The 23,258-nt window shown below is 35.9% G+C and carries 23 protein-coding genes; 3 read left to right on the forward strand and 20 right to left on the reverse strand.

The genetic code is table 11. The features are described from left to right. Window positions 1-90: 90 nt before the first annotated feature. From LF20184_RS12210 to LF20184_RS12265, 12 genes are all read right to left on the reverse strand, one after another. Window positions 91-1,434, reverse strand: coding sequence for a 6-phospho-alpha-glucosidase (locus LF20184_RS12210; RefSeq protein WP_010018064.1), 1,344 nt, complete (start codon window positions 1,432-1,434; stop codon window positions 91-93). 243 nt (window positions 1,435-1,677) lie between these two features. Further along, complete coding sequence (locus LF20184_RS12215) at window positions 1,678-1,833, reverse strand: YibE/F family protein (protein WP_257790315.1); 156 nt, start codon at window positions 1,831-1,833, stop codon at window positions 1,678-1,680. A gap of 315 nt (window positions 1,834-2,148) precedes the next feature. Further along, on the reverse strand, window positions 2,149-3,543 hold the full coding sequence (locus LF20184_RS12220) for a glycoside hydrolase family 1 protein (RefSeq protein WP_010018063.1): 1,395 nt from the start codon (window positions 3,541-3,543) through the stop codon (window positions 2,149-2,151). A 2-nt stretch (window positions 3,544-3,545) separates the two neighbouring features. Further along, complete coding sequence (locus LF20184_RS12225) at window positions 3,546-4,430, reverse strand: ROK family protein (protein ID WP_010018062.1); 885 nt, start codon at window positions 4,428-4,430, stop codon at window positions 3,546-3,548. Beyond that, window positions 4,423-5,910, reverse strand: a complete 1,488-nt coding sequence (locus tag LF20184_RS12230; RefSeq protein ID WP_010018061.1) for a sialate O-acetylesterase — start codon at window positions 5,908-5,910, stop codon at window positions 4,423-4,425. Before LF20184_RS12230 ends, LF20184_RS12225 begins: the two co-directional genes overlap by 8 nt. Beyond that, entirely contained in the window at window positions 5,903-6,241 is a 339-nt protein-coding gene (locus LF20184_RS12235) for a PTS sugar transporter subunit IIA (protein ID WP_010018060.1), read from the reverse strand. The genes LF20184_RS12230 and LF20184_RS12235 overlap by 8 nt, the downstream gene beginning before the upstream one ends. 12 nt (window positions 6,242-6,253) lie before the next feature. Further along, entirely contained in the window at window positions 6,254-7,678 is a 1,425-nt protein-coding gene (locus LF20184_RS12240) for a PTS sugar transporter subunit IIC (RefSeq protein ID WP_010018059.1), read from the reverse strand. A gap of 1 nt (window position 7,679) precedes the next feature. Continuing rightward, the gene (locus tag LF20184_RS12245) at window positions 7,680-7,988 is read right to left on the reverse strand and encodes a PTS sugar transporter subunit IIB (RefSeq protein WP_010018058.1); all 309 of its coding nucleotides are present in this window, start codon (window positions 7,986-7,988) and stop codon (window positions 7,680-7,682) included. A gap of 220 nt (window positions 7,989-8,208) precedes the next feature. Beyond that, window positions 8,209-8,904 carry a GntR family transcriptional regulator gene (locus LF20184_RS12250; RefSeq protein ID WP_010018056.1) on the reverse strand — a complete coding sequence of 232 codons (696 nt, stop codon included), beginning with the start codon at window positions 8,902-8,904 and terminating at the stop codon, window positions 8,209-8,211. A 190-nt stretch (window positions 8,905-9,094) separates the two neighbouring features. Next, window positions 9,095-10,768: a glycoside hydrolase family 13 protein gene (locus LF20184_RS12255; RefSeq protein WP_010018054.1), complete on the reverse strand. Its 1,674-nt coding sequence runs from the start codon at window positions 10,766-10,768 to the stop codon at window positions 9,095-9,097. Window positions 10,769-10,842: 74 nt separating this feature from the next. Beyond that, complete coding sequence (locus tag LF20184_RS12260) at window positions 10,843-11,592, reverse strand: YibE/F family protein (protein ID WP_010018053.1); 750 nt, start codon at window positions 11,590-11,592, stop codon at window positions 10,843-10,845. Next, a complete protein-coding gene (locus tag LF20184_RS12265; RefSeq protein WP_010018052.1) occupies window positions 11,592-12,662 on the reverse strand; it encodes a YibE/F family protein in 1,071 nt (356 codons plus the stop codon). The genes LF20184_RS12260 and LF20184_RS12265 overlap by 1 nt, the downstream gene beginning before the upstream one ends. A gap of 380 nt (window positions 12,663-13,042) precedes the next feature. Here LF20184_RS12265 and trpX point away from each other — a divergent pair, with 380 nt between their 5' ends. The 3 genes from trpX to LF20184_RS12280 are packed head-to-tail and all read left to right on the forward strand — an operon-like array spanning window position 13,043 to window position 15,683. After that, window positions 13,043-14,050: a tryptophan ABC transporter substrate-binding protein gene (gene trpX, locus LF20184_RS12270; RefSeq protein WP_010018051.1), complete on the forward strand. Its 1,008-nt coding sequence runs from the start codon at window positions 13,043-13,045 to the stop codon at window positions 14,048-14,050. Beyond that, window positions 14,047-14,937, forward strand: coding sequence for an ABC transporter permease (locus tag LF20184_RS12275; protein ID WP_010018050.1), 891 nt, complete (start codon window positions 14,047-14,049; stop codon window positions 14,935-14,937). Before trpX ends, LF20184_RS12275 begins: the two co-directional genes overlap by 4 nt. Then, the gene (locus LF20184_RS12280; RefSeq protein WP_010018049.1) at window positions 14,934-15,683 is read left to right on the forward strand and encodes an ABC transporter ATP-binding protein; all 750 of its coding nucleotides are present in this window, start codon (window positions 14,934-14,936) and stop codon (window positions 15,681-15,683) included. Before LF20184_RS12275 ends, LF20184_RS12280 begins: the two co-directional genes overlap by 4 nt. Window positions 15,684-15,759: 76 nt before the next feature. On the opposite strand, the gene LF20184_RS12285 is transcribed toward LF20184_RS12280, so the two are convergent. The 8 genes from LF20184_RS12285 to sufC all read right to left on the reverse strand — a co-directional run bounded on the left by LF20184_RS12285 (window position 15,760) and on the right by sufC (window position 23,231). Further along, the gene (locus tag LF20184_RS12285) at window positions 15,760-16,806 is read right to left on the reverse strand and encodes a hypothetical protein (protein WP_010018048.1); all 1,047 of its coding nucleotides are present in this window, start codon (window positions 16,804-16,806) and stop codon (window positions 15,760-15,762) included. A 294-nt stretch (window positions 16,807-17,100) separates the two neighbouring features. Further along, window positions 17,101-17,775 carry an HAD family hydrolase gene (locus LF20184_RS12290; protein WP_010018046.1) on the reverse strand — a complete coding sequence of 225 codons (675 nt, stop codon included), beginning with the start codon at window positions 17,773-17,775 and terminating at the stop codon, window positions 17,101-17,103. 122 nt (window positions 17,776-17,897) lie between these two features. Beyond that, window positions 17,898-18,227 carry a metal-sulfur cluster assembly factor gene (locus LF20184_RS12295; protein ID WP_010018045.1) on the reverse strand — a complete coding sequence of 110 codons (330 nt, stop codon included), beginning with the start codon at window positions 18,225-18,227 and terminating at the stop codon, window positions 17,898-17,900. Between the two features lie 5 nt (window positions 18,228-18,232). Next, window positions 18,233-19,624, reverse strand: coding sequence for a Fe-S cluster assembly protein SufB (sufB, locus tag LF20184_RS12300; RefSeq protein ID WP_010018044.1), 1,392 nt, complete (start codon window positions 19,622-19,624; stop codon window positions 18,233-18,235). After that, window positions 19,617-20,063 (reverse strand): Fe-S cluster assembly sulfur transfer protein SufU, encoded by a 447-nt coding sequence (gene sufU / locus LF20184_RS12305; protein ID WP_010018042.1) that lies wholly within the window; start codon window positions 20,061-20,063, stop codon window positions 19,617-19,619. Before sufU ends, sufB begins: the two co-directional genes overlap by 8 nt. Beyond that, window positions 20,060-21,289 (reverse strand): cysteine desulfurase, encoded by a 1,230-nt coding sequence (locus LF20184_RS12310; protein WP_010018040.1) that lies wholly within the window; start codon window positions 21,287-21,289, stop codon window positions 20,060-20,062. Before LF20184_RS12310 ends, sufU begins: the two co-directional genes overlap by 4 nt. Then, window positions 21,261-22,430 (reverse strand): Fe-S cluster assembly protein SufD, encoded by a 1,170-nt coding sequence (sufD, locus tag LF20184_RS12315; protein ID WP_010018038.1) that lies wholly within the window; start codon window positions 22,428-22,430, stop codon window positions 21,261-21,263. Before sufD ends, LF20184_RS12310 begins: the two co-directional genes overlap by 29 nt. A gap of 9 nt (window positions 22,431-22,439) precedes the next feature. After that, a complete protein-coding gene (gene sufC / locus LF20184_RS12320; protein ID WP_010018037.1) occupies window positions 22,440-23,231 on the reverse strand; it encodes a Fe-S cluster assembly ATPase SufC in 792 nt (263 codons plus the stop codon). Window positions 23,232-23,258 lie beyond the last annotated feature (27 nt).

A 23,258-nucleotide genomic window follows, 5' to 3' on the forward strand; every position in this document is an offset into this window, starting at 1 on the left:
ATCTCATTTCTTTATTTGTTTAAAAAAAGAAAGGCATATTCTTTTTTGATATTGAATAGCCTTTCAAATAGTTAACCATGCTCAAATGTATTATTTAAGTTCTGGCCAGAAGTCCTTATTTGCAACAATCATTTCATCTAGAATATCTTTTGCGATACCTGCATCTGGTACGATCTTGCATAGACTAAATGCTTGCCATAATTTTGTATATGAATGTTCTACCCAAGCATCAACTGCAAGTTTTTCAACACTATTTTGTTCTGTAATCATACCTTTTTGATATGTAGCAGCTTTGCCCATTGATAGACGTTCAGGTCCATTTGAACCAAATAGGCAAGGAACTTCAACTGTAGCTGTTGGATCAATATTTGAAATTGCTCCTTCATTAGGAATAATTGCCAACATTCTTTGATGAGTGTTATAAGCAATAGCTGTACACAAATCAACAATATATGTTGAGTGTTCATCAGGCTTGAAATCAGTATCTTTAGCAGTTCCGTTATCAACGATACGCTTGCATTCACCGAATACTAATTTTTGACGATGTGCTTCAACTTCATCAGTTCTTGTGTAGTTAGGATCTGAGTGCTTTACAACCCATGATGGATACATGTAATACTTCAAGTATGTATTAGGCAATGTTGTTGGATCTAGCTTATAAACATCCGCTGCCTTCTTAAATGTACTTTCCCAACTAGCTTCGGTACCTTTATCGTAGTCGCCGCCGACCCAGTAGCCGTTCTTTGAAACATATTCTTTCAATTGTGGCATCAAGTCATTACCTTGTTTATCTGTAATTTCTGTCCACCAACCGAAGTGGTTAAGTCCATAATATCTAAATACCAAATCGTTACGATCTTTCAATCCTACAATGGCTGCCATTCTGTCCATGATATCAATAGGCATATCACAAATATTGATAATCTTTGAATTTGGTCTCAAACGATGTGTAGCTTCAGCAACAATTGCAGCTGGGTTTGAATAGTTCAACATCCAAGCATTTGGTGAATACTTTTCCATGTAATCTACTAATTCAATAACACCAGGGATTGAACGAAGTCCATATGCGATACCACCGGGTCCAGTTGTTTCTTGTCCAACTACACCATGCTTCAATGGAATCTTTTCATCTAGACTACGCATTGCATATTTACCAACACGAATTTGTGCCATTACGAAGTCAACATCAGTAAATGCTTCCTTAGGATCTGTTGTTGCTTCAAATTCAATTTCTGGAGCTCTTTCTTTAATTAAAATAGCTGTTGCATCAGCAATTTTCTTTTGTCTCTCACCATCATTGTCATAAAACTTTAATTTTCTGAGTGGAAATTTGTCTAAACCATTTAATAATGTCAAAACAATACCAGGTGTATATGTACTACCACCACCAGCAATCAAAACGGAAAATTTTCTATCATCTTTTGCGTTAACCATGAGATACCCTCCAAATATTTATATAAATGACAAACCAATTAAAAGCGCTTTCATCAATTGACAACTGCATTATGGCATCGTTTCCGAATCGGTGCAATACAATTTGGATATTCAGGGAAGCATTTCATTATTTTGAATTTTTTTCATTTTTTGAAATTTATTTCATAGACAATAAATAAACCAATTTCAAAATACCCTCGTAGTATCTGAAATTGGTTTATTATTCGTGATTTATAGATTTAATTATATGACTTTTTTCGATCCTCGATAAACTAAATAAGAAGTAATCGGTACCGTTAAAATAACGCCAATTGTACAGATTAAAGTAGTCAACACCTCTGCCACTACTAGCTTATCATTCACGATTTCACCAACACCATATCCTAGTGAGTGAATCACAAGGAACAATGAATTTATTTAAAAAAACATGAAAATACATTTATATCCGAACTTTGTGATGGCGTAAAAAAAGATGTCACACTAGTGAACTCTGTGCGACATCTCTAAATATTAGTTCTGACTTTGTCAAAGAGAATAACAAAAAGCTTAAACTAACAAAACCGAATTTTATATGATCGAAGTAGAGTAGTCAATTCATTCAAAAAGAATTCCTTAGCATTTCTGGTAACTCTTAATGGATTCAACTCAAACTTTTTATTGCCCTACAGCTTAACTTAAGAAAGAACTTAAATATCAAAACTGCAGCTTCTTTTTTTAGACTTCAAAGCCATTATTATTACTCAATTCAGCATACCAATGACCAGATTTTTTCAAAGTCTTAGTTTGCGTATGAATATCATCACGAATCAATCCGTATCGATTGCGATAAGCATTTTTCCATGACCAACAATCAATTGCTGTCCAAATGAAGTATCCATGACAATTAGAACCAGCTTCAATTCCTTTATGAAGTTGTACTAAATGATCTTGAATAAATTTGATTCGATAATCATCTTGAACAACACCATCTTCTATGAAGCGCTCTTCTCTAGAGACACCCATACCATTTTCTGAAACAAACCAGGGAATGTTGCCGTAATTATCACGTAGATTAATGGAAATATCATACAAGGTTTCTGGATAAATTTCCCAACCTTTATCAACGTTCATAACACGACCAGGCATCTCATAGTTATCGAAATAAATATCTGGCATCCAATCTTGCAAGCTCTTTGGTGAAACACTTGGTCTTTGGACACGCTCTGGATGATAGAAGTTAACGCCTAAAACATCAACTGTATTATCTTCAATTAATTTCAATTCTTCTGGCGTACTTTCCCAAAGCACACCGGCATCATCTAAAATTTTGACCAATTCATCTGGAAAATGTCCTAAAACCGCGGGGTCCAAAAACATATTATCATCCCACATAGTAGCAAAATGTGCTGCCTTAACATCTTCGGGATCATTCGTTGCTGGATAAGCTGGTGTCAAATTCAAAATAGTACCAATTTGAGCATCAGAATTATTATTTTCTTTCCAAATCTTAAACTTCTCAATTGCTTTAGCCGAAGCTAAGTTTAGATTATAAGCAACTTGCACTGCAGCAGGACCATCTACTAGCAACGGATAATGAAATTGATATAAGTATTCACCATCTAAAATGACTTTTGGCTCATTAAAAGTAAACCAGTTTTTAACTCTATCACCAAATAATTCAAAACACTTTTCAGCATATGCAGCAAATAGATCTGTCACATGTTTTGATTCCCAGCCGCCGTATTCTTGATATAGCTTAACTGGCAAATCAAAGTGGAATAGATTGATGTAAGGTTCAATGCCATTTTCAATCAAACAATCAATCACATTATTATAAAATTGAACTCCAGCTTCATCTACTTCTCCCGTATCAAGATTTTTAATCAAACGGCTCCACTGGATTGAAGTTCTCAATGCTTTGATTCCAGCTTTTGCCATCAATGGTATATCTTTTTTGTAATCATTATAAAAGTTAGATGCCGTATCTGGGCCAACTCCATCATAGAAATCGTCAGGACTTTTCTCAAACCAGTAATCAAAAACGTTTTGATTTGGCTTATGGAAATTTCCTTCTGATTGCGGTCCTGATGTAGCAGCGCCCCAGGCAAAATCTTTTGGAAATGTTAACATTCTTATTTCTCCTCTGGATAAGTTTGATAAAAATCGACGTATGCTCCACGTAAATTGGCTTCATCAGTATATTGACAAGGAACCAATTTAGGTTTGATGGAAGCAATTTTAACGACTTTTCGAATCTTTTCAATTTCTTTATTAACTTCTGGAATCAGGTGTGGATTATTGGAAACGGCACCACCTAAAACGATAAGTTCAGGATCGAAACTATACTGCAAATTATAAATTCCTTTAGCAAGTGAATAATACATTGTTTGAACTTCTTTTTGAGCTTGAGCATCACCTTTATCTGCTAAATCAAAGACTTCTTTGCCAGAATAATTGGTCTTTGGCTGAGAATTTTCATTATATCTTTTAGCTACGCCAACTGAAGTGGCTAAATTGCTAAGCGTACTTTTATCATCAACTAATGTGAATCCAAATTCTCCACCAAATAAATGTGCCCCATGCCAAATTTGATGATTGATAATAATTGATCCACCGACTCCAGTACCGATAATTAAAAATAACAGACTAGAAACATCTTTACCCGCACCAGAATTTAATTCTGCCAACGCAGCACAATTAGCATCATTTTCCATACTAACTGGCAATCCAAATTTATCAGACAAGGCTTGCTGGATCTCAAAATTATGAATATAAGGAATGGCTGAAGCTCCTTCTACTACACCAGTTTTCTTATTAACAGCTCCTGGGGAACTAATTCCCACACCGTGAATCTGATATTCTGACTTCATGAAGGCAACGCTTTTAGATAATTCAGAATAAAATTCTTCTAAGGTTTTGGGAGTTGGAATTGAAGGTAATTTCTTCAATTTTTGATCCTGCATAACAGCTAGTTTTATAGATGTACCACCGATATCGATTAAACCCAAATTACTCATTTTTCTCAATCTCCATTTCAAACGGTGCCACTGGTGCACCCAATTCATTGAACAATGTACAAGTTGGATAATTGTCATAAGCATAACGAATTTTTTCAATGCCGTGACAATCATCAAGCACTATTACCTTACCAACTGTCCTAATTTCACGTTTTTTCCATTGGTTATTTTGCTTTACTAGAAAATATGCGTCATCTTTTTGAACTAACGTACTAACTGATGAAACAGATAAAACCAACTTGTCATTCAAAATTTGTTGACGATAAACGATTGGAGTAGAGCTATAACTTTGATCAGAAAGAATTTCACCAATCCGTGTGCCTGCAATTCGTTTATGTGTCGGATGAATATTGTGTTTTTCACCTGTATCAGCAATTGAAACTAAATGCACATCATTGATTCTTTGTGACGCTTCTAATTGATGTTGACGGATTTTTGGCCAAGCATTTTCGGGTTCATCAAAATATCCAGGCAATTGAACAACTAGAAATGGTATTGAAAAATCTTGAAATAGTTCACGCCAACTTAGTATCAAACCGCGCAACATAATTCCATAAACTTCAGGATTATCAGCATCATTCTCACCCTGATACCAAACAACTTTATTAAAGGAATAATTTTTCACTTGTTCAATCATCGTATGGAATAATCCACTTGGACGTAAGTATGATGTTGGCGTCATTGGTGGTGGCCAAGGAGTATGTCCTACTTTATCTTTAGCATCACTTAAAGAAACATCAGGATTTTCTTTTTGAAATTTGGCTAAATCAACATTATGTTTTTCAACTAGAGCATTGTATTCAGCAAATTCTTGATCATAATCTTCTTGCGTTTTATTAGTAGTTGCTTTCTCAAATGGTTTAATAAAACGATTAATCAATTCTTGACTACTTGTCAAAACTGACTCGGGAACCCAGGAAGAAATCGACGTTCCACCTTTATAGCAATCAATAATACCAATAGTTTCCTTAGGATTTAATTCATGCATTTTTTTTGCTATCCAATAACCTATGTCAGACATTTCCCACAAAGTTTCTTTATTAGCGATTTGCCATGTCGAGGTCTTCAAATCTTTAGGAAGTGTTAGTTCGTCACTTTGGTATTCAACTTGCGGAACGTTATAAAAATAAGTGTTATTCAAATTTAAGTCATCAATTTGAGATTGATATTCTGAATCATCCCTAAATTTAAATTCAATATTCGATTGTCCAGTCAATAAAATAACTTTTCCACTTTTTACATCATGAAGAGTAATTGTTTCAGCCAAATTCGTGATTTTTATATCACAAGTTATTTTATCTTCTAAAACAATTCTTACTTTCCAAGTACCCATATCATCAGCAACTGTTCGATAGACATGATTCAAAACTTCCACGCATACTTCAGATTTTGGTATAGCATGCCCACTAATATGAAAGTTTTTATTGGCCGGAATAACCATTTTATCAGTATAGATTCCGTCTAATCGTAAACTACTCATTTACCTGTTCCTTTTTTAATTGCAAAACTTCATCATGAAGATTAATTACTTTTTCTGCAACTGTCATCATGATATCGGCTGAAATAAAATGGTCCTGTGAGTGAATCAGCATAATTGATTTTTCAACTTTTTCACCATTCATTTCATCGGTCATCCATTTAGTTTGAACATTGTGGGCCTCATGAAGAGTTTTCTTAGCTTCTTTCAATGTTTCTCGTGCACTAGCAACATCACCTTTTTTTGCTTGGTTCATTGCATTGATACACATTGATTTAGCTGTTCCGGCAATAGAAATTAAATTCATTGCACGTTGTAATTGTTTTTCATCCAAATCTCACACCTCTTATGCTTGACTAGTCTTTAATTCTTTTTCTGATTCTTTATGAGCTTGATCCATGGCAGCTTCTTTAGCAATATCAGGATTCAACTTGTTATCCATCTTAACGAATGGGTAATAGATTGCTGTTGTTACTACAACGATAACTGCTTGGACAATTAATCCCTTGATTGAACCCGTATAAAGAAGTCCAGATAGTAATGCTGGCACTGTCCAAGGAACGTTATTAACAATAGGTCCTATGAATCCGACCTTCGTAAAGAATAATCCAATGTAAAATGCTAATGGTTGAGCAACTAACCAAGGAATGAAATACAAAGGATTCAAGATAATAGGTAAACCGAAAGTTACTGGCTCTGAAATGTTGAAGATAGCTGGCATCAAGGAAATCTTAGAAACTTTCTTAGCAGCTGCTCTCTTTGAAAATAGGATCAAAGCTAGAACAGGTGATACAGAACATGAACCAGCGGCAACTGTTGAAAAGTTCATGAATAATGTTGAATAAATGTGTTGGGCTTGACCTAGCATATTTTGTGTATCGTTAATGTTCCATGTTAAACCAAAGATTGGTCCCCAAATTGATGTTGGGTGAATACCAAACCATTGAAGCAAACTCCATGTTGTTTGTGATACGAAAGCAAACAAACCTGTACCAGAAATAGCAAGAGCTGGTTTTTGTAACGCTGTTAATAGCAATTCGGGCATTGTCTCGCCAGTAAATGTAGTACTTAAACCAGTTAAGATAATGAAAACACCCATTGTAACAACACCAGGAATCAATGATTCAAAACTACGTGCAACTGCAGGTGGAACTGAATCTGGCATTTTAATGGTAATGTTCTTTTCAAGAATCTTATTGTAAATCCAAACAGCAAAACCACTAATTAGTAAAGCTGCGAAGACACCTTTAGTACCGAAAAATGTTGTATCAATGTAATTTAAAACATCAATAGGTTTCTTAGCACCGTCTGGTGTATATTGAAATTTCCATGGCATACAAATGAAAAATGCACCTAGAGCATATAGAACTGAAGTCATATGTTCCTTACTCTTTGGGAAATATTTGCGTGAAAATGTATGTGAAAAAATAACTACTAATAATACCGCGAAGGTATTCAATGAACCATTTGAAACAAGTCCGATTAAATTACCAACGGTAGTCAATCCTTTAAATAATCCGGTTGTACTCCAAGCAGCCCAAGATCCAGCAATCAATCGGCCAAGTCCAAGACCTTGTTTACCAAAAATCAAACCATTGGTAGGATCAACAAAAACATTTTGAATCATAATCGCGAAACCAGCAATCATTGATGTTGCGGCAACAATGATAAAGGAATCACGTAATGTTAAAAGTAATTTGTTCGCAGCGATTTTACCAGCAATTCTAGTAAAATTAGCTTGGAATTTTTGCATTCCACTACTCTTTCCCATCTTAATCTATTCCCTTCTCTTTCAATGCGTTTACAAGAACTTCGCCGTCCATGCTTCCAAATTCTTGCATCGTCAACTGAATAACTTTGGTATTAGGATGTCCTTCAACAGTTTGGTCAAAAGCCCAGGCAATTTGTGGGGCAAGTAAAATGACATCAACATCGTCCCCAACTTCATCTACCATACCGAAATCATAAGCATCAACCTTAACGTCCTTACCTTCAGCGTCATAAACTTTTTGCATTTTTGAACCAATCAAACTTGTGGAAAAACCTCCACTACAGAAAATAGCGATCTTTAATTGTTTCATGATGAAACCCCCTTCGTTTGTTAACGCTTTCAGTATAAATGCATATACATTTGAAGTCAATACTAATGTGACAATTGTTATAACAAATTATCTCTAATTGAGCATATATCTGACGTATAGCTACTCTAACAACGTTTATAAGTTGTCCTATATTGACATCAAAGACAAAAAAACACAAATCCATCTATAAATGAATTTGTGCTTCTCATCTTTTTTAATATCAAATTGCTTCGTGTATTGAAAACTGTGACGACCGAATATAAGTATACGCATACTCAAAAATTTGACCATTATCTAAAAATGAACGTTGTTCAACTGTTAATAATGGCTCTGGTTTTGGTAAATCCAACAATCCAGAAGTTTCCTCATTAGATATTTCCGAAGAAATCGTTCTAATTGCGCTATCAATTGTGAAACCCAAATCTTTTTCAATAAAATCATAAATTGATCCCATTAAAGAGTTCATTTGCATACCTTGAATAATCTTGACTGGCATAAAAATATTCTGCAGAGCAATTATTCTATCTCCATCCATAATCAAACGTTCTACTTCATAGGTTAAATCAAATTGATTAATATTCATTTGATTCATTACCACTGGACTGGGCTTACTAACGCCAAAATTTATCAGCCTTACTTGATACTTATTAAAATCAAAAATTTCTACCGAACGTCTTACTTCGTTTCTTTCTCCAGGATGGTTATCTTTTACAAAGGTACCTGATCCTTGAATTCTATAGATTAAACCTTCATTAACTAATATATCTAGTGCTTTTCTAACCGTAATTCGACTAACATTCAAAGTTTTAGCAATTGCAGTTTCTTGCGGTAATTGCTCATTTATTTTGTATTCTTTTTCCAGTATTTGTTGTCTTAAACGATTCGCCACAATCACATATTTGGGCGTCTCTTTCATTTATCTGCCTCCGATGTTGTCTCTAACATTTGTTATAACAAATATTTACTTGCATTAGAATCATTATAACTCACATCAAATATAAATCGTACTCTTTGTAATCATTCAATCAAAATATTTATTTTTTAACAACTAAAAAAACAAGCTACCAAAAGTCACTGGTAACTCGTTAACGTGTTTATAGAAAGTTTTATCTAAATAAATATACTTTCGATTCATAAGGTCTCAAGTTCATATTCTTATCATCATCGTAATTGCCGATCAACAACTGACCATCCTTTTGACCGTAGTCTCGCGTAAGTTCTTTAGCCGTGAAGTTGCTGATAACTAACAAAGTCTCACCGTTATAGCGACGTTTATAAGCAAATACTTCCTCATCTTCTGGGTCCAACAACTCGTAATCACCATAAACAATCAAATCGCTCTTGTGACGTAACTCAATCAACTTTTTATAGTAACTAAAGACTGAATTACTATCTTCAATTTGGTCTCTAGCGTTGATTGCTTGGTAATTAGGATTCAACTCAAACCAAGGTTTCCCACTAGTAAAGCCAGCATTTTTAGTTTTATCCCATTGCATTGGTGTTCTAGCGTTATCTCTGGATTTATAGGACAAATATTTCAACATTGAATCTTTATCAACAATCTTCTCATCGTCTACGAATTCATGATAAGCATTCAAAGATTCCAAATCTTCAAACTGTGAAAGTTTCGAATAATGAACATTGGTCATGCCTAATTCTTCACCTTCATAAACGTAAGGAGTTCCTTGCATCATGTGCAAAGTAGTTCCCAACATTTTGGCAGCTTTATCACGGTACTTAGGATCATCATTTCCAAATCTAGAAACCGCTCTTGGTTGATCATGATTGTTCCAATACAAACTATTCCAGCCTTTGCCATCGAGTTCATTTTCCCAAGTACTCAATGACTTCTTCAACTCAACTAATTTAATTGGCTTGTCATACCATTTGCCTAAACGTTTATCCGGATTTCCTGACAAAGTTACGTGGTCAAATTGAAAGACCATATTCAATTCATGTGAATCTAAGCCGGTGTATTTAATAGCATCTTCAGGCGTTGAATCAGGCATTTCACCAACCGTCATAACGTCATATTTTGATAAAACCTTTTGATTCATTTCTTGCAAGAATTCATTCAAACGTGGTCCATCGGCAACTACTTTACCAACATCAGCGTATTTTTCATCGGGAGCTTTTTGACCATCAGGTAGTCCTTGTGGTTTGGAAATTAAATTGATAACGTCCATTCTAAAACCATCGACGCCTTTATCAAGCCAAAAGCGCATAATACTCCAAACTTCATCACGAACTTTAGGATTTTCCCAATTCAAATCTGGTTGTCCTTCAGCGAATAGGTGTAAGTAATACTGCCCAGTCGTTTCATCGAATTTCCAAGTTGAACCATTGAAATAAGAACCCCAATTATTAGGTTCATGACCATCTACTGGATCACGCCATACATAGTAGTCACGATATGGATTATCTTTTGATTTTTTGCTCTCTTGGAACCATTTATTTTGATCAGAAGTATGATTTACGACTAGATCCATCATGATTTTTAAACCTAGGCTGTGTGCTCTTTGAAGCATCTGGTCAAAATCATCCATCGTTCCATATTCTGGTTGAATACTGCGATAATCGCTAATATCATAACCATTATCTTTATCAGGTGACTTATAAATTGGGTTCAGCCAAATAACATCAGCGCCTAAATCCTTGATATAAGCTAAACGACTAGTCAAACCTGGTAAATCACCAATACCATCATTATTACTATCTTGATAACTTCTTGGATAAACTTGATAAACGACTGATTTCTTCCACCAATCACTTTTTGCCATTTTCGAATTCCCCCTCTTAGAACATTAACTTCATTCTAAGAGCAAATTTAAAAATTGACAACGGTTACAGAATTTTAGTTAGCGGTAACTTTTTTCGATCCTCGATAAACTAAATAAGAAGTAATCGGCACCGTTAAAATAACGCCAATCGTACAGATCAAAGTAGTCAACACCTCTGCCACCACCAACTTATCATTCACGATTTCACCGACACCATATCCTAGTGAGTGAATCACAAAGAACAATGGGAATGTCGATGAGAAGAAGTTGAACAAAAGCGTATTAGTTTGCGTGTTCAAAATCTTATTACCTACAGAAAAACCATCGTTAAAAATTTCTGTTGGCGTCAAAGTAGGTTTATTTTCGACGATTTCATTCAAACCACTCGTAATAGCAACACTAGTTTCTGAGATAACTCCCAAACTGTTAATTACAATAATAGAAATGGCCAGTTGTGGATACGATATTCCGGCTGCTAACGAGAAGGATTCCAATTCATCCTGATTTTCCGCTGCTAGACCTTGAGCATTGGCCCAAAATTCCAAAGGTACGGTAATTAATAAGATCACTACCATTATCAATAGTGAGGTCTTAAAAGCTGTGCTAGCAGTCTTAGTATTATCAACGTTCATATAAATCGCTACAACTAAAATTACCATGGCGATGATTCCAGTCGTGATCAAGATATTGAAACCATCCGCAATCAGTATCAACAATGCCAACACTGAAATCACATTGATGCCTAATCCAAATAATAAAGTCAAACCTCGTGTTCCCATAACGATCAATAACAAAACAACGAAGGTCAAAAATAGATACAACATTATTTCACCTTCCTTGTAATTATTCGACTAGCAATAAAGCTCGTCACTGGTACGGTCAAAACAATGCCAATCGCACTGATCAACAATTGAGTAATTCCTAAACTCAAGGTCATATTCAACGTATAACCTACCGGGTTGCCATTACTCAAGTACAGTAAGACCACATTCAAGTCTTCGGCAATAACGATAAACAACAAGATATTGATCAATGGTCCAATTAATTCCTTACCGATATTGATACCGGATTTAAACAACTTACTTTCAGCAATATCTTCGACTTCTTTTTTCATTTCAATCAATGACGACGAAATATCCATCGTTTCATCCAAAATAACACCTAAGACACTGAAGATAACTTGTGACAAAAAGACGCCTAAGTACGGTTGCAATTCAAAATCCGTAAACTCCAGATGGATTCCACTGTAATTGGACAATCCTAAAACAAAAATGCTCAACAAAATCGCTACTGTCGTTGATAAGACGGTACTTGAGTATGCCATCAAAGCTTGATAACTCGGTCCTAAAATAACTAATAACGCCGTTGCGGATATCAGCAAAGCCGTTATAACGGTTAATGGCAATAAAATACTATCGTGTGTTTTTATAATAATTTGAATAAATCCATAGTAAATTACAGCATTGATCAAAACACTGATGAATAACCGTTTGCGGTCAAATTTCATATAAAACAGTAAGAAAACCACTAACCCAACGGTAAAGACAATACTAGTATCACGTTTAATATTTTGCGGAGTATAATTTTTTCCTGATTTAGTCAAGATCACTTGTTGACCCTTCGTATATTTCGTATCGATCAACTGTGACTTGTAATACGTATTTCTAAAAGTTACTTTTTCATGCTTACGATTCAATAAAATTCCACTGACACGTTGTGTAACCTGAGTGTCGCTATTTTTATATTGATCCGTCGAGGTACTCTTATGCAAGACTTCTACTTCTTGAACTTTCATAACTGGATTTTCGTACAAGAAGCTGTCGAAATGAGTAAAGACCGTTGCCAGAATGACTAACAGTCCAACCAATAAGAGCATTCGTATATTTTTTTTCATAAAAATTCCTCGCATTTCTGCTGATGTCTACATTATATGTTTTTTCAGAAAAATGTTAATAATTTTCTTATTATTAATTTGTGGTTGACAATATACGATTATTGAAATATATTTGAGACATCAAATTTGTTAGGAGAAAATATTATGAAATCATTTAACTCTCTAAACATCGTAAACGTTCGTTGGCAAAGCCGATAATTCAGATTGGTCCGAGATGGATTCAGTCTGAAGTGGATTGAATCCGTGTCGGCCTATTAAACTATGAAATTTTAAGCCCGCATGGATAAGTTTTTAACAATTTAGCCATGTGGGTATTTTATTTTTAAAGACAATCCCACAAAATTCTGGGGTTGTCTTTTTTATTCGGGGGAGATTTTACGATGAAACATACGAGAAGACTTTACGTAACACTTATAGCACTAGCAATGTTCTTGATTTTTGCATATTTTTACACGGGGAGAGCTGATACACAGAAACAAAATGCCATCCCTAAAGTTGGTATCTTACAATTGATGTCGCATCCAGCTTTGGACCAAATCAACAAGGGAATCAACGATACTTTGAAGAAAAATGGTTATATTGATGGCAAGAATGTCAAAATCGAATTCCAAAATGCCCAAAATGATCAAAGTAATCTACGGACTATCAGTAAACAATTTGTTCAAGATAACGTCGATGTAGCTGTTGGTATCGCTACTCCATCAGTTCAATCACTCAAGAATGCCACTTCAAAGATTCCTATCGTCATGGGGGCTGTCACTGATCCAGAAGGTGCCGGTATCATCAGTAACAATAATAAACCAGGCAAGAATATCACTGGTGTTTCTGATCAAGCGCCACTTGAAGCTCAACTTCAATTAATGAAACAAGTTATTCCCAATCTCAAAACTATCGGTATTATTTATACATCCAGCGACGCATCCGCAACTAGTCAAATGAAGAAAATGCAAAAGCTCGCTAAGAAACAAGGTTTCAATGTTAAAGTTTCCAGTATCAATTCCGTCAACGATATCCAACAAGTCGGAACTGCTTTGGCAGAAAGTGTTCAAACAATCTACGTTCCAACTGACAATACCGTTGCTTCTGGTATGAAACTACTATCTTCTATCGCAACTAAACAAAACATCGCCGTTTTCCCAGCCGCTACAACCATGGTTAAAGATGGTGGACTAGCAACAGTTGGTTTGAGCCAATACGAACTAGGTGAAGAAACTGGTAAACATGTTGTCAGAATTCTCGAACACAAAGAAGATCCTGCGACAACACCTGTTACTTTCATGAAGAAAGGCCACTTGATGCTCAACGAAAAGATGGCTAAGAAACTCAATATTCAATTCTCTGACTCACTTATCAAACAAGCTCAAAAGAAAGGACAAATAATCAAATGAATCTAATCGTCTCTACTATCAGTCAAGGTTTCATCTGGTCCATCATGGCTATCGGATTGTTCATCACTTTCAGAATCCTCGACTTTCCTGATATGACCGTTGAAGGAAGTTTCCCATTGGGTGCTGTAACAGCCGTCAGTCTAATTCAAAGTGGTCATTCAACGCTATATTCACTCTTAATTGCCTTTATCTTCGGATGTTTAGCTGGTTTCGCAACAGCTTTTCTATATGCTAAATTGAACGTCCCTATCCTATTAGCTGGTATCTTAACAATGACAGCACTTTATTCCATTAATTTGAGAATTTTGGGTAAAGCTAACATGTCATTAACTAAATCTACTAATATCTTTAATCAATTTGGTTTAGATAAATTACCTACTAATTTCAACGGTATCATCTTAGGTATCATCATCATCGCCATTATCATCTTCTTATTGATCATTTTCTTAAACACTGAAAAAGGTCAAGCCGTCATCGCAACTGGTGACAACGAAACAATGGCCGCATCCCTTGGTATCAACACAACTGTTATGAAATTCATCGGTTTGATGGTTTCTAACGGAATCGTCGCTATCACTGGTGGCTTGATTGCTCAACAAAATGGTTTTGCGGACGTCAACATGGGTATCGGTGTCATCGTTATCGGTCTTTCTGCCATTATCATCGGTGAAGTAATTTATCCCGACGTTCCACTAAGCATTCGTTTAATTACCATCGTAATTGGTAGTATCGTTTACCGTTTGATCTTGATGATTGTCCTACAACTAGGCTTCAATACCAACGATTTGAAGTTGATCTCAGCTATCATCTTGGCACTATGTCTAGCACTACCAACGATTCGCGCACAATTCCTAAAAACTATGAGAAATGGGGTTAAAACTAAATGAAACCATTACTAGAAATTAAACATGCCGTCAAAACTATTTATAATGACGACGATAATCTCAATATTCTCAACAACATCAACTTAACTATCAATCCCAAAGATTTCTTAGTCGTTTTAGGAACTAACGGTGCCGGTAAATCAACCTTACTAGATGCCATTACTGGAACAAACAAATTAACTTCTGGTCAAATTCTTCTCAACGGTGACGATATCACTAGTGAAAACTTAGCCAAAAGAAGTCGCCACATCAGTCGAGTTTATCAAGATCCAAAATCTGGAACAGCCCCTCGAATGACAGTTGCCGAAAATTTGTTACTTGCCAAGCGCCGTGGTTTACCTAGACGTTTAAGATTACGTAAATTAAAAGAAAACATGCCCGAATTTCAAGAATTAATTTCCAACTTGCCTACTTTGGACAATCGCTTGAATACTTTTACTGAGAAATTATCCGGTGGTCAAAGACAGACTTTGAGTTTCTTGATGGCCATTATTCAACGCCCAGAATTGTTACTGTTGGATGAACATACTGCTGCCCTTGATCCTCAAACTAGCAAGGACTTAATGGAATTAACTAACAAGATTATTTTGGAAAAAGAATTGACTTGCATGATGATCACCCACGACCTATCCGATGCCATGAAATACGGTAATCGCTTGATTGTTTTGAAGAAAGGTGAAATCATCCTCGATTTAGATAAAACTGAAAAAGATAAATTAACTGAAAGTGACTTGTTGCAATACTTTTAGCCACAACAAAAAGACGATACCTGCCATAGTATCGCCTTTTTTAATGCTTATTTTGCCAAAATTTACTGCATTGTTACTACTTTACGTCGCTTGCTTTAACCCATTCGTTTGTGGCTACTCGGTACATTTTTTCACCTTTTACAATTGCATATTGGTCTGTGTACCATTGTGAGTTAGTACTCAAAGCACGATTCGTAATCATCTTACCTTCAAGAGTATATAGACGTTTGTATGAGCCACTATTTGTTGTAACTACACCTTCATGTTTGATTGGTGCAGCAGTCATTAATTTAACGAATACTAGAATTTCTTTATTTCCGCTCTTATCAAATTTGATTGTAGCGTTCTTTTCATTTACAAAAGCATAGTTTTTAGGTGCTTCAATCTTAGTTGAGAATGAGTTTTTACCTGTTACTTGCTTGTAGCCAACTAGGTCTTTTGAGTTTTGATCAACGAATGTGATACGAACTCTTTGGATTGTGTAACGTGCGTTTGATGGACGCTTTGATGGTGTTTGTGGTTGAGCTACTACTTTTTTTAATACAATTTTTGCTGAGTAGTGACTAAATCCATTGTCGTCTTTAACAATTGTAATCATTGCACTTTGATTTGGAGTCACTTCATATCCTTTTGGAAAACTCACAATATCACTTGATGATATGGGAGCCAGAACATCTCTATCATTTAAGACTGTCCCGCTATTAATCAAAGCCCCTTTGTCATTTACAAATAAAATGCTAACATCAGCTTTTGAAATTGCTTGTAAAATAACGAAAATTCCTTCTTTTTTAAATTCTAATTTTTTAAATTTGAATCCTGCAGGTAGATTTAAATTTTTAACAGTTATTGGTTTTTTATTATCAATAAGTGGAATAGTTGTTTTTAGATTCTCTCCTGAAATTTTATTTCCATCTTTATCCAAATAAGTAACATTTACTTCTTTTTGATTTCCATTAATTACTGATCCAGGCTTCGCTGTTACTTCAGTCGATGGTATTTCTTCCAGAGCATCAGTATTAACTCCTGCTGTCATTGCCATAGCAGTAATACTACCAACATTCACACTTCCCAAAATACTAGAAAATAATAACCCAGATACAATTAATGATTTAAATAACTTCATAATTTTTCCCTCCGAAAAGTAATTTCCCTTAATATTCCAATAAGGTAAAGCTAATGTAATATATCCGGATTTTTCTAGCAATAAAAAAAAGCATTATTTAAATTTAGTTGCTATAAATATTAATCTAACAACAATTTAATTATTACTCATGAATTGAAATATTTTATATTGATATAAGAATTTCATTATGTAACCGACAATTTCTAATATATTCTTAATAAAAAAACACAAACCAATTATGATTTGTGTTTTCTTTTTGATAATTGTAAATTTTCTTTACTAATTTTATTTTGATTATTCTTGGAAGAACTTATTAATATCAGAATAACTTTGAATTAATTTATCTATTCGTAAATTCTCGGACAAATTTACCTTTTCCAATTTTGGATCTTCAACTAAGACTACTTTGCTCGCTCGAGCCGTGTTGGCAGCTTGAATACCAGAAACTGAATCTTCAAAAATGGCACTATTATTAGCTTTGCCGCCAACATTTTCGATAGCTTTCAAGAAGATATCCGGTGCCGGTTTACCCTTGATTTGACCATCATTGAAAGCTACCTCATCTAAGTCGAACCAACGTCCTAACTGCAATTGATCGAAGAAAAATACCACGTTGGAATATTCCGAAGCCGTTGCGATGTTCAGCTTGATGTTATTATTCTTACACCAGTCCAAGAAGTCGGCTAATCCTGGTACCAATTGGAACTCATCCGGAGTATTCAGACAAATTTCTCGATAAATGTTCTCTTTTTTATCCGATAATTGAGCCAATTCAGTGTCTGAAATACTTCTATCTAAATAATACTCGAAAGTATTGCGATTATTGATTCCAGCAATGTGGAGTTGATAGTCTTGACTAGTCAATTCTCTATTAAATTCGACTTCTAAGAATTTTCCCCAAGCTCGTTTTTGAATCAAGCCGTCGAAAATCATCGTACCGTTAAAATCAAAGATCATTGCATCAATCATAAATCTCCTCCTATAGCACTTTTAACTGAATTGTCTCACGTCCAAATTCTTCCAACAAGTAAACCATAAAATAAGAAATCTATTTCAAAATAAGATAAATATTCTATTTTTCGAATTGTTTTTCAGGCACCAAATCCTTCAGGAATTCCCAATGCCACTCGTGCATAACGACTCATTTTAGAAATATCCCAAATTGGATACCAGACTAATTCAATTTCACAATTCTTGATTCCTTCGACCGACTTGACGGCTTCAGTAATCGTATCATGCAACATGTCACTGAGGGGACAGCCCATTGTGGTCAAAGTCATCGTTATAACGGCATCAGTCTCGTTTTCAATTTCGACTTCATAAATCAAACCCAAATTAACAATATCAATTCCTAATTCAGGATCGATCACCTTTTCCAAGGCATCCATGACTAGGTCTTTTTTTGTCTTATCTTCTGTCATATTCTTTAACCAATTGACCCTTCCATTTCATAACTGATCAAACGATTCAATTCAACCGCGTATTCCATAGGGAGCTTCTTCGTAAATGGTTCAACAAAGCCCATAACAATCATCTCGGTAGCTTTTTCTTCGGAAATTCCTCGGCTCATCAAATAATAAAGTTGTTCTTCAGAAATCTTTGATACTCGAGCTTCATGTTCCATCGAAACGTTGGCATTATCAATTTCATTGTAAGGAATCGTATCTGATGAAGATTGGTCGTCCATAATAATCGTGTCGCATTCAACGTGAGCTTTCGATCCATCTGAATGTTTGCCAAATCTGACTGTTCCTCGATAGTCCACTGATCCACCAGTTTGAGCGATTGATTTAGAAACGATTGAACTAGAGGTGTTTTTGGCGTTATGAATCATTCGAGCACCAGAGTCTTGATGAATGCCATTACTAGCTACGGCAATTGATAACATCGTTCCTCGAGCATTTTCGCCATTCAAATAGACACTAGGATATTTCATCGTAACTTTGGAACCAAGGTTACCGTCGACCCATTCCATCGTGGCATTTTCCGAGGCCGCAGCACGTTTAGTTTCCAAACTATAGACGTTGTCGGACCAATTTTGAATCGTTGTATAACGGCAATATGCATCACGCAAAACGTTAACTTCTACCACTGCCGCATGCAAACTGTCGGATGAATAATTTGGTGCTGTACAACCTTCGACATAATCAACTTTGGCACCCTCATCAACAATAATCAAAGTTCGTTCAAATTGTCCTGAGTTTTCAGCGTTCAATCTAAAATAAGACTGAATCGGAATATCGCATCGAACGCCTTTAGGAACATAAATAAACGAGCCACCCGACCAAACTGCTCCATTTAAAGCCGCAAATTTATTATCAGTTGGTTTAACTAATTTACCAAACCATTTTTTGAAAAGTTCTGGATATTCTTGTAATGCCGTATCAGTATCGGTAAACAAAATACCTAATTTTTCAAATTCATTGCGCATATTGTGATAGACGACTTCTGATTCATATTGAGCTGAAGAGCCGGCCAAATATTTTCGTTCAGCTTCAGGAACACCCAGACGATCAAAAGTTTCCTTCATTTTGTCTGGCACATCGTCCCAATCACGATACTTTCGGTCAGTCATTTTTTGATAATACAACATATTTTCCAAATCTAAGTCTGACAAATCAGGACCGAAATTAGGCATCGCCAATTTTTGATAGGTTTTATAAGACTTTAACCGATAATCTAACATCCATTGAGGTTCATTTTTTTCAGCTGAAATTTGTCGAACTGTCTCCTCTGTCAAACCACGTCCGGTAGTAAATTTAGGCTTTACATCATCGTGAAAACCGTATTCGTATTCTGAATTATTTAAATCAATCATCGACTTCTTCTCCTAACGATTTTCTCAAAGCCCACCAACTCAATGTGGCACATTTAATTCGGGCTGGAAACTGCATGACACTGGACAAAATTGCGGCATCGCCTAGCTTTTTTAAATCTGAATCTGGATGCTCTTTACCCATGATCATATCAGAAAAGATGTGGGCCATTTCTAGTCCTTGCGTGGTGGTTTTACCAATTACCACATCAGTCATCATGCTGGCAGACGCCTGGCTAATAGTACAACCTTCACCACTGAATCCTGCATCGACAATTTTGTCATCTTTAATTTCTAGTTCTAAATTGATCACATCGCCACAAGTCGGATTTTTCAAAGTCGTTGTAGTCGTTGCTTGTGATAAAGCATGTTTATGATGCGGATTTTGTGAGTGATCCAAAATGACTTCACGATATAGATTGTTCAATCCCATTAAACTCATACTCTGAAGAACTCCTTTGTATCAGCGATTGCTTGTAATAATTTATCAACATCGGCCTTAGTATTGTAAAAGTAAAAACTAGCGCGGATGGTCGCAACGACACCCAGATATTTCATCAATGGCTGGGCACAATGATGTCCCGCTCTGACAGCTACTCCATCCATATCAAAGGCAGTCGCTACGTCGTGTGGATGCAAGTTGTTAAGGTTAAGCGATATAACGCCGTTATGGACTGTAGAATCTTGTGGACCATAAACTGTTAAACCTCTAATAGCCAACAATTTAGGCAATGCATAGTCAACTAATTCTTGTTCATATTCGGCAATATTTTCCATCCCTAAATTATTCAAATAATCGATGGCTTTGCTTAATCCGATCGCACCACTGACATTTTGCGTTCCAGCTTCGAATTTCCAAGGCAGTTCGCTCCAAGTACTGTCGAATTTGTCTACTGAATTGATCATCTCGCCACCAAACTGATAAGGTGGCATTTTTTCTAACAATTTCTTTTTACCATACAAGACGCCAATCCCCATTGGACTCAGCATCTTATGCCCTGAAAAAGCATAGAAATCAGCATCTATTTTTTGAACATCGATTGGTTGGTGTGGAGCTGCTTGAGCACCGTCAATCACTATAACGGCGTTATGAGAATGTGTGATTTGCGCCAATTCTTGGACATCATTAGTTACTCCCAAGACATTACTTACATGAGCAACAGCGACGATTTTAGTTTTGTCAGTGATTTTACTTCGAGCGTCGTCCATGTCTAATTGCCCGTCACTAGTTAATTCAATATATTTCAAAACGGCATTTTTTCTGAGTGCAAGCTGTTGCCAAGGAATCAAATTGCTGTGATGTTCCATATAAGTGATGACAATTTCGTCGCCCGCTTGAATGTTTTTCTCACCATAGGTACTAGCGACTAAATTCAAACTGTCCGTAGTTCCCTTAGTGAAGATGACTTCCTTACTAGACTTAGCTTTAATAAAGCGTTGAACTTTTTTGCGAGCCAATTCATATTCATCGGTTGCTCTTTGTCCTAAAGTATAAACGCTGCGATGGGTATTGGCATTGATTGTCTGGTAATAATTTGTGATTGAATCAATAACTGCTTGTGGTTTTTGAGAAGTGGCTGCACTGTCTAAATAAACTAATGGTTCATCATTTATTCGTTGCTTTAAGATTGGAAAATCATCACGAATTTTCTGAAACTGCTTGTCCATTTGCCAACTTCCTTTCAATTGTTTGTACTAATTGTTCTCTGATTGCTTTGGATGGAATGGAAACTAACACATCCCCTAAGAATCCACGGATAACCATTCGCTGGGCAGTTTTCTTATCCAAACCACGACTCATCAAATAATAGAGTTGATTTTGATCGACTTGACCGACACTGGCCGCATGCCCTGCCAATACATCATTTTCATCAATCAACAAAATTGGATTGGCATCTCCATGAGCGTGACTCGACATCATCAAGACACGATTTTGTTGTTCGGCGTTGGCTCCGGAAGCACCTTTGATAATATGACCGATACCGTTAAAAATCAGTCGTGAATGGTCAGTAATTACCCCGCGTTGGTTGATATTGCCAATTGTTCTCTTGCCATAATTAGTGACACGAGTATTGACACCTTCAAGTTGCTTACCGGCGGTAATATCGACGACTTTAATTTCTGAATGTGCTCCTGTTCCTTTTAAATCGGTATCAAAATCAGCAACAGTATTTCCCTCATTCATCAAACCAATCGACCAGTCAACGTAAGCATCTTGACCAACATCGGCTCGACGACTCAAATATGACGTTACATTTTGACCGAGTTCATCGACTGCCGCATACTTCACTTCACTATTGGCTAAAGCTTTGATTTCTACAACACAGTTAGCGACACTTTTCTGATCACCCTTGGTAGTAGTTTTTTGAATCAATGAGAATTTTGAATTTTCACCAGCTACGACTAAAACGTGAGAAACAAATGGCTGACTGGAATCTTGTTGGAATTCTAATTCAATCGGTTTTTCAACAACAGTATTTTTAGGAACATACAAGAAAGCACCTTGATTTACAAAGGCCACATGATAAGCAGCTAGCTTATTTTCATCAGCCTTAATTACGGTATACAAATATTTCTGAACTAAATCAGGATATTCATTTAGAGCCGCAAATAAGTCCATTAAAATATAATCATCTCGTGACGCCACATTTGTCTTAATAATCGTTTCAGTTGGCGGCGTTAATTGCCAATTATGAAAGTCGAAGCGCTGTATTGTTGGCAACGATAATTTTTCAAACGAATCCAACGCTGCCAGTCTTCTTTGAACGAACCAATCTGGTTCATTAATTGTCAGATTTTCTAATGTCATAATATCCCCTTAGTCGTCGACTAGATTAGCTTTGATTCCCAATTCATCGCGCAAACCTGCATAGCCTTCATCTTCTAATTTTTGTGCTAATTCAGCTGATCCAGTTTTGACAATTCTTCCATCCATCATTACGTGGACCACATCTGGCTTAATGTAATTCAACAGTCTTTGATAATGCGTGATGATCAAAGCGCCAAAATTGTCTCCTCGCATTGAATTAACACCCTTTGAAACAACTTTTAAAGCATCGATATCAAGTCCTGAGTCGATTTCATCCAATAGAGCAAAACTAGGTTTGATCATCAATAATTGCAAGATCTCATTACGCTTCTTTTCGCCACCAGAAAAGCCTTCATTCAAGTAGCGCTCCGTCATAGCTTGGCTCATATCTAACAAATCCAAATTCTTATCGAGTTCTTTCAAAAAATCCATCACGGAGATTTTGTCATCAGCTGGACGTCTAGCATTAATCGCCGCTCTCAAAAATTCAGCATTAGTGACCCCTTGGATTTCAGCAGGATATTGCATCGCCAAAAATAACCCTTTTCGAGCACGTTGATCGACTGGCATGTCCAAAATGCTTTCACCATTCAAAAGGATGTCACCTTTAGTAACGTGGTAATTTTTTTGACCCATGATAGTCTGCGATAACGTTGATTTTCCCGTACCGTTAGGTCCCATGATGGCATGAATCTCACCAGTGTTCATCAGCAAGTCGACACCTTTGAGAATCTCTTTTTTATTCTTAGTCTCTTCATCTTCCACTTCAACGTGTAAATCTTTTACTTCAAGTGTTGCCATTGTGACCCTCCAAATATTTTCGATAAT

It is taken from the genome of Companilactobacillus farciminis KCTC 3681 = DSM 20184 (genome assembly GCF_002706745.1).
GTDB lineage: Bacteria > Bacillota > Bacilli > Lactobacillales > Lactobacillaceae > Companilactobacillus > Companilactobacillus farciminis.

Excerpts from the sequence above, each read along its gene's own strand:
- LF20184_RS12230 (WP_010018061.1), bottom strand. The coding sequence starts at position 5,910 with ATGAGTAGTTTACGATTAGACGGAATCTATACTGATAAAATGGTTATT.
- LF20184_RS12290 (WP_010018046.1), bottom strand. The coding sequence starts at position 17,775 with ATGATTGATGCAATGATCTTTGATTTTAACGGTACGATGATTTTCGAC.
- LF20184_RS12255 (WP_010018054.1), bottom strand. The coding sequence starts at position 10,768 with ATGGCAAAAAGTGATTGGTGGAAGAAATCAGTCGTTTATCAAGTTTAT.
- LF20184_RS12265 (WP_010018052.1), bottom strand. The coding sequence starts at position 12,662 with ATGAAAAAAAATATACGAATGCTCTTATTGGTTGGACTGTTAGTCATT.
- LF20184_RS12220 (WP_010018063.1), bottom strand. The coding sequence starts at position 3,543 with ATGTTAACATTTCCAAAAGATTTTGCCTGGGGCGCTGCTACATCAGGA.
- LF20184_RS12295 (WP_010018045.1), bottom strand. The coding sequence starts at position 18,227 with ATGACAGAAGATAAGACAAAAAAAGACCTAGTCATGGATGCCTTGGAA.
- sufD (WP_010018038.1), bottom strand. The coding sequence starts at position 22,430 with ATGACATTAGAAAATCTGACAATTAATGAACCAGATTGGTTCGTTCAA.
- sufU (WP_010018042.1), bottom strand. The coding sequence starts at position 20,063 with ATGAGTTTAATGGGATTGAACAATCTATATCGTGAAGTCATTTTGGAT.
- LF20184_RS12210 (WP_010018064.1), bottom strand. The coding sequence starts at position 1,434 with ATGGTTAACGCAAAAGATGATAGAAAATTTTCCGTTTTGATTGCTGGT.
- LF20184_RS12240 (WP_010018059.1), bottom strand. The coding sequence starts at position 7,678 with ATGGGAAAGAGTAGTGGAATGCAAAAATTCCAAGCTAATTTTACTAGA.
- trpX (WP_010018051.1), top strand. The coding sequence starts at position 13,043 with ATGAAACATACGAGAAGACTTTACGTAACACTTATAGCACTAGCAATG.
- LF20184_RS12310 (WP_010018040.1), bottom strand. The coding sequence starts at position 21,289 with ATGGACAAGCAGTTTCAGAAAATTCGTGATGATTTTCCAATCTTAAAG.
- sufB (WP_010018044.1), bottom strand. The coding sequence starts at position 19,624 with ATGATTGATTTAAATAATTCAGAATACGAATACGGTTTTCACGATGAT.
- LF20184_RS12280 (WP_010018049.1), top strand. The coding sequence starts at position 14,934 with ATGAAACCATTACTAGAAATTAAACATGCCGTCAAAACTATTTATAAT.
- LF20184_RS12245 (WP_010018058.1), bottom strand. The coding sequence starts at position 7,988 with ATGAAACAATTAAAGATCGCTATTTTCTGTAGTGGAGGTTTTTCCACA.
- sufC (WP_010018037.1), bottom strand. The coding sequence starts at position 23,231 with ATGGCAACACTTGAAGTAAAAGATTTACACGTTGAAGTGGAAGATGAA.
- LF20184_RS12250 (WP_010018056.1), bottom strand. The coding sequence starts at position 8,904 with ATGAAAGAGACGCCCAAATATGTGATTGTGGCGAATCGTTTAAGACAA.
- LF20184_RS12260 (WP_010018053.1), bottom strand. The coding sequence starts at position 11,592 with ATGTTGTATCTATTTTTGACCTTCGTTGTTTTGTTATTGATCGTTATG.
- LF20184_RS12285 (WP_010018048.1), bottom strand. The coding sequence starts at position 16,806 with ATGAAGTTATTTAAATCATTAATTGTATCTGGGTTATTATTTTCTAGT.
- LF20184_RS12275 (WP_010018050.1), top strand. The coding sequence starts at position 14,047 with ATGAATCTAATCGTCTCTACTATCAGTCAAGGTTTCATCTGGTCCATC.
- LF20184_RS12225 (WP_010018062.1), bottom strand. The coding sequence starts at position 4,430 with ATGAGTAATTTGGGTTTAATCGATATCGGTGGTACATCTATAAAACTA.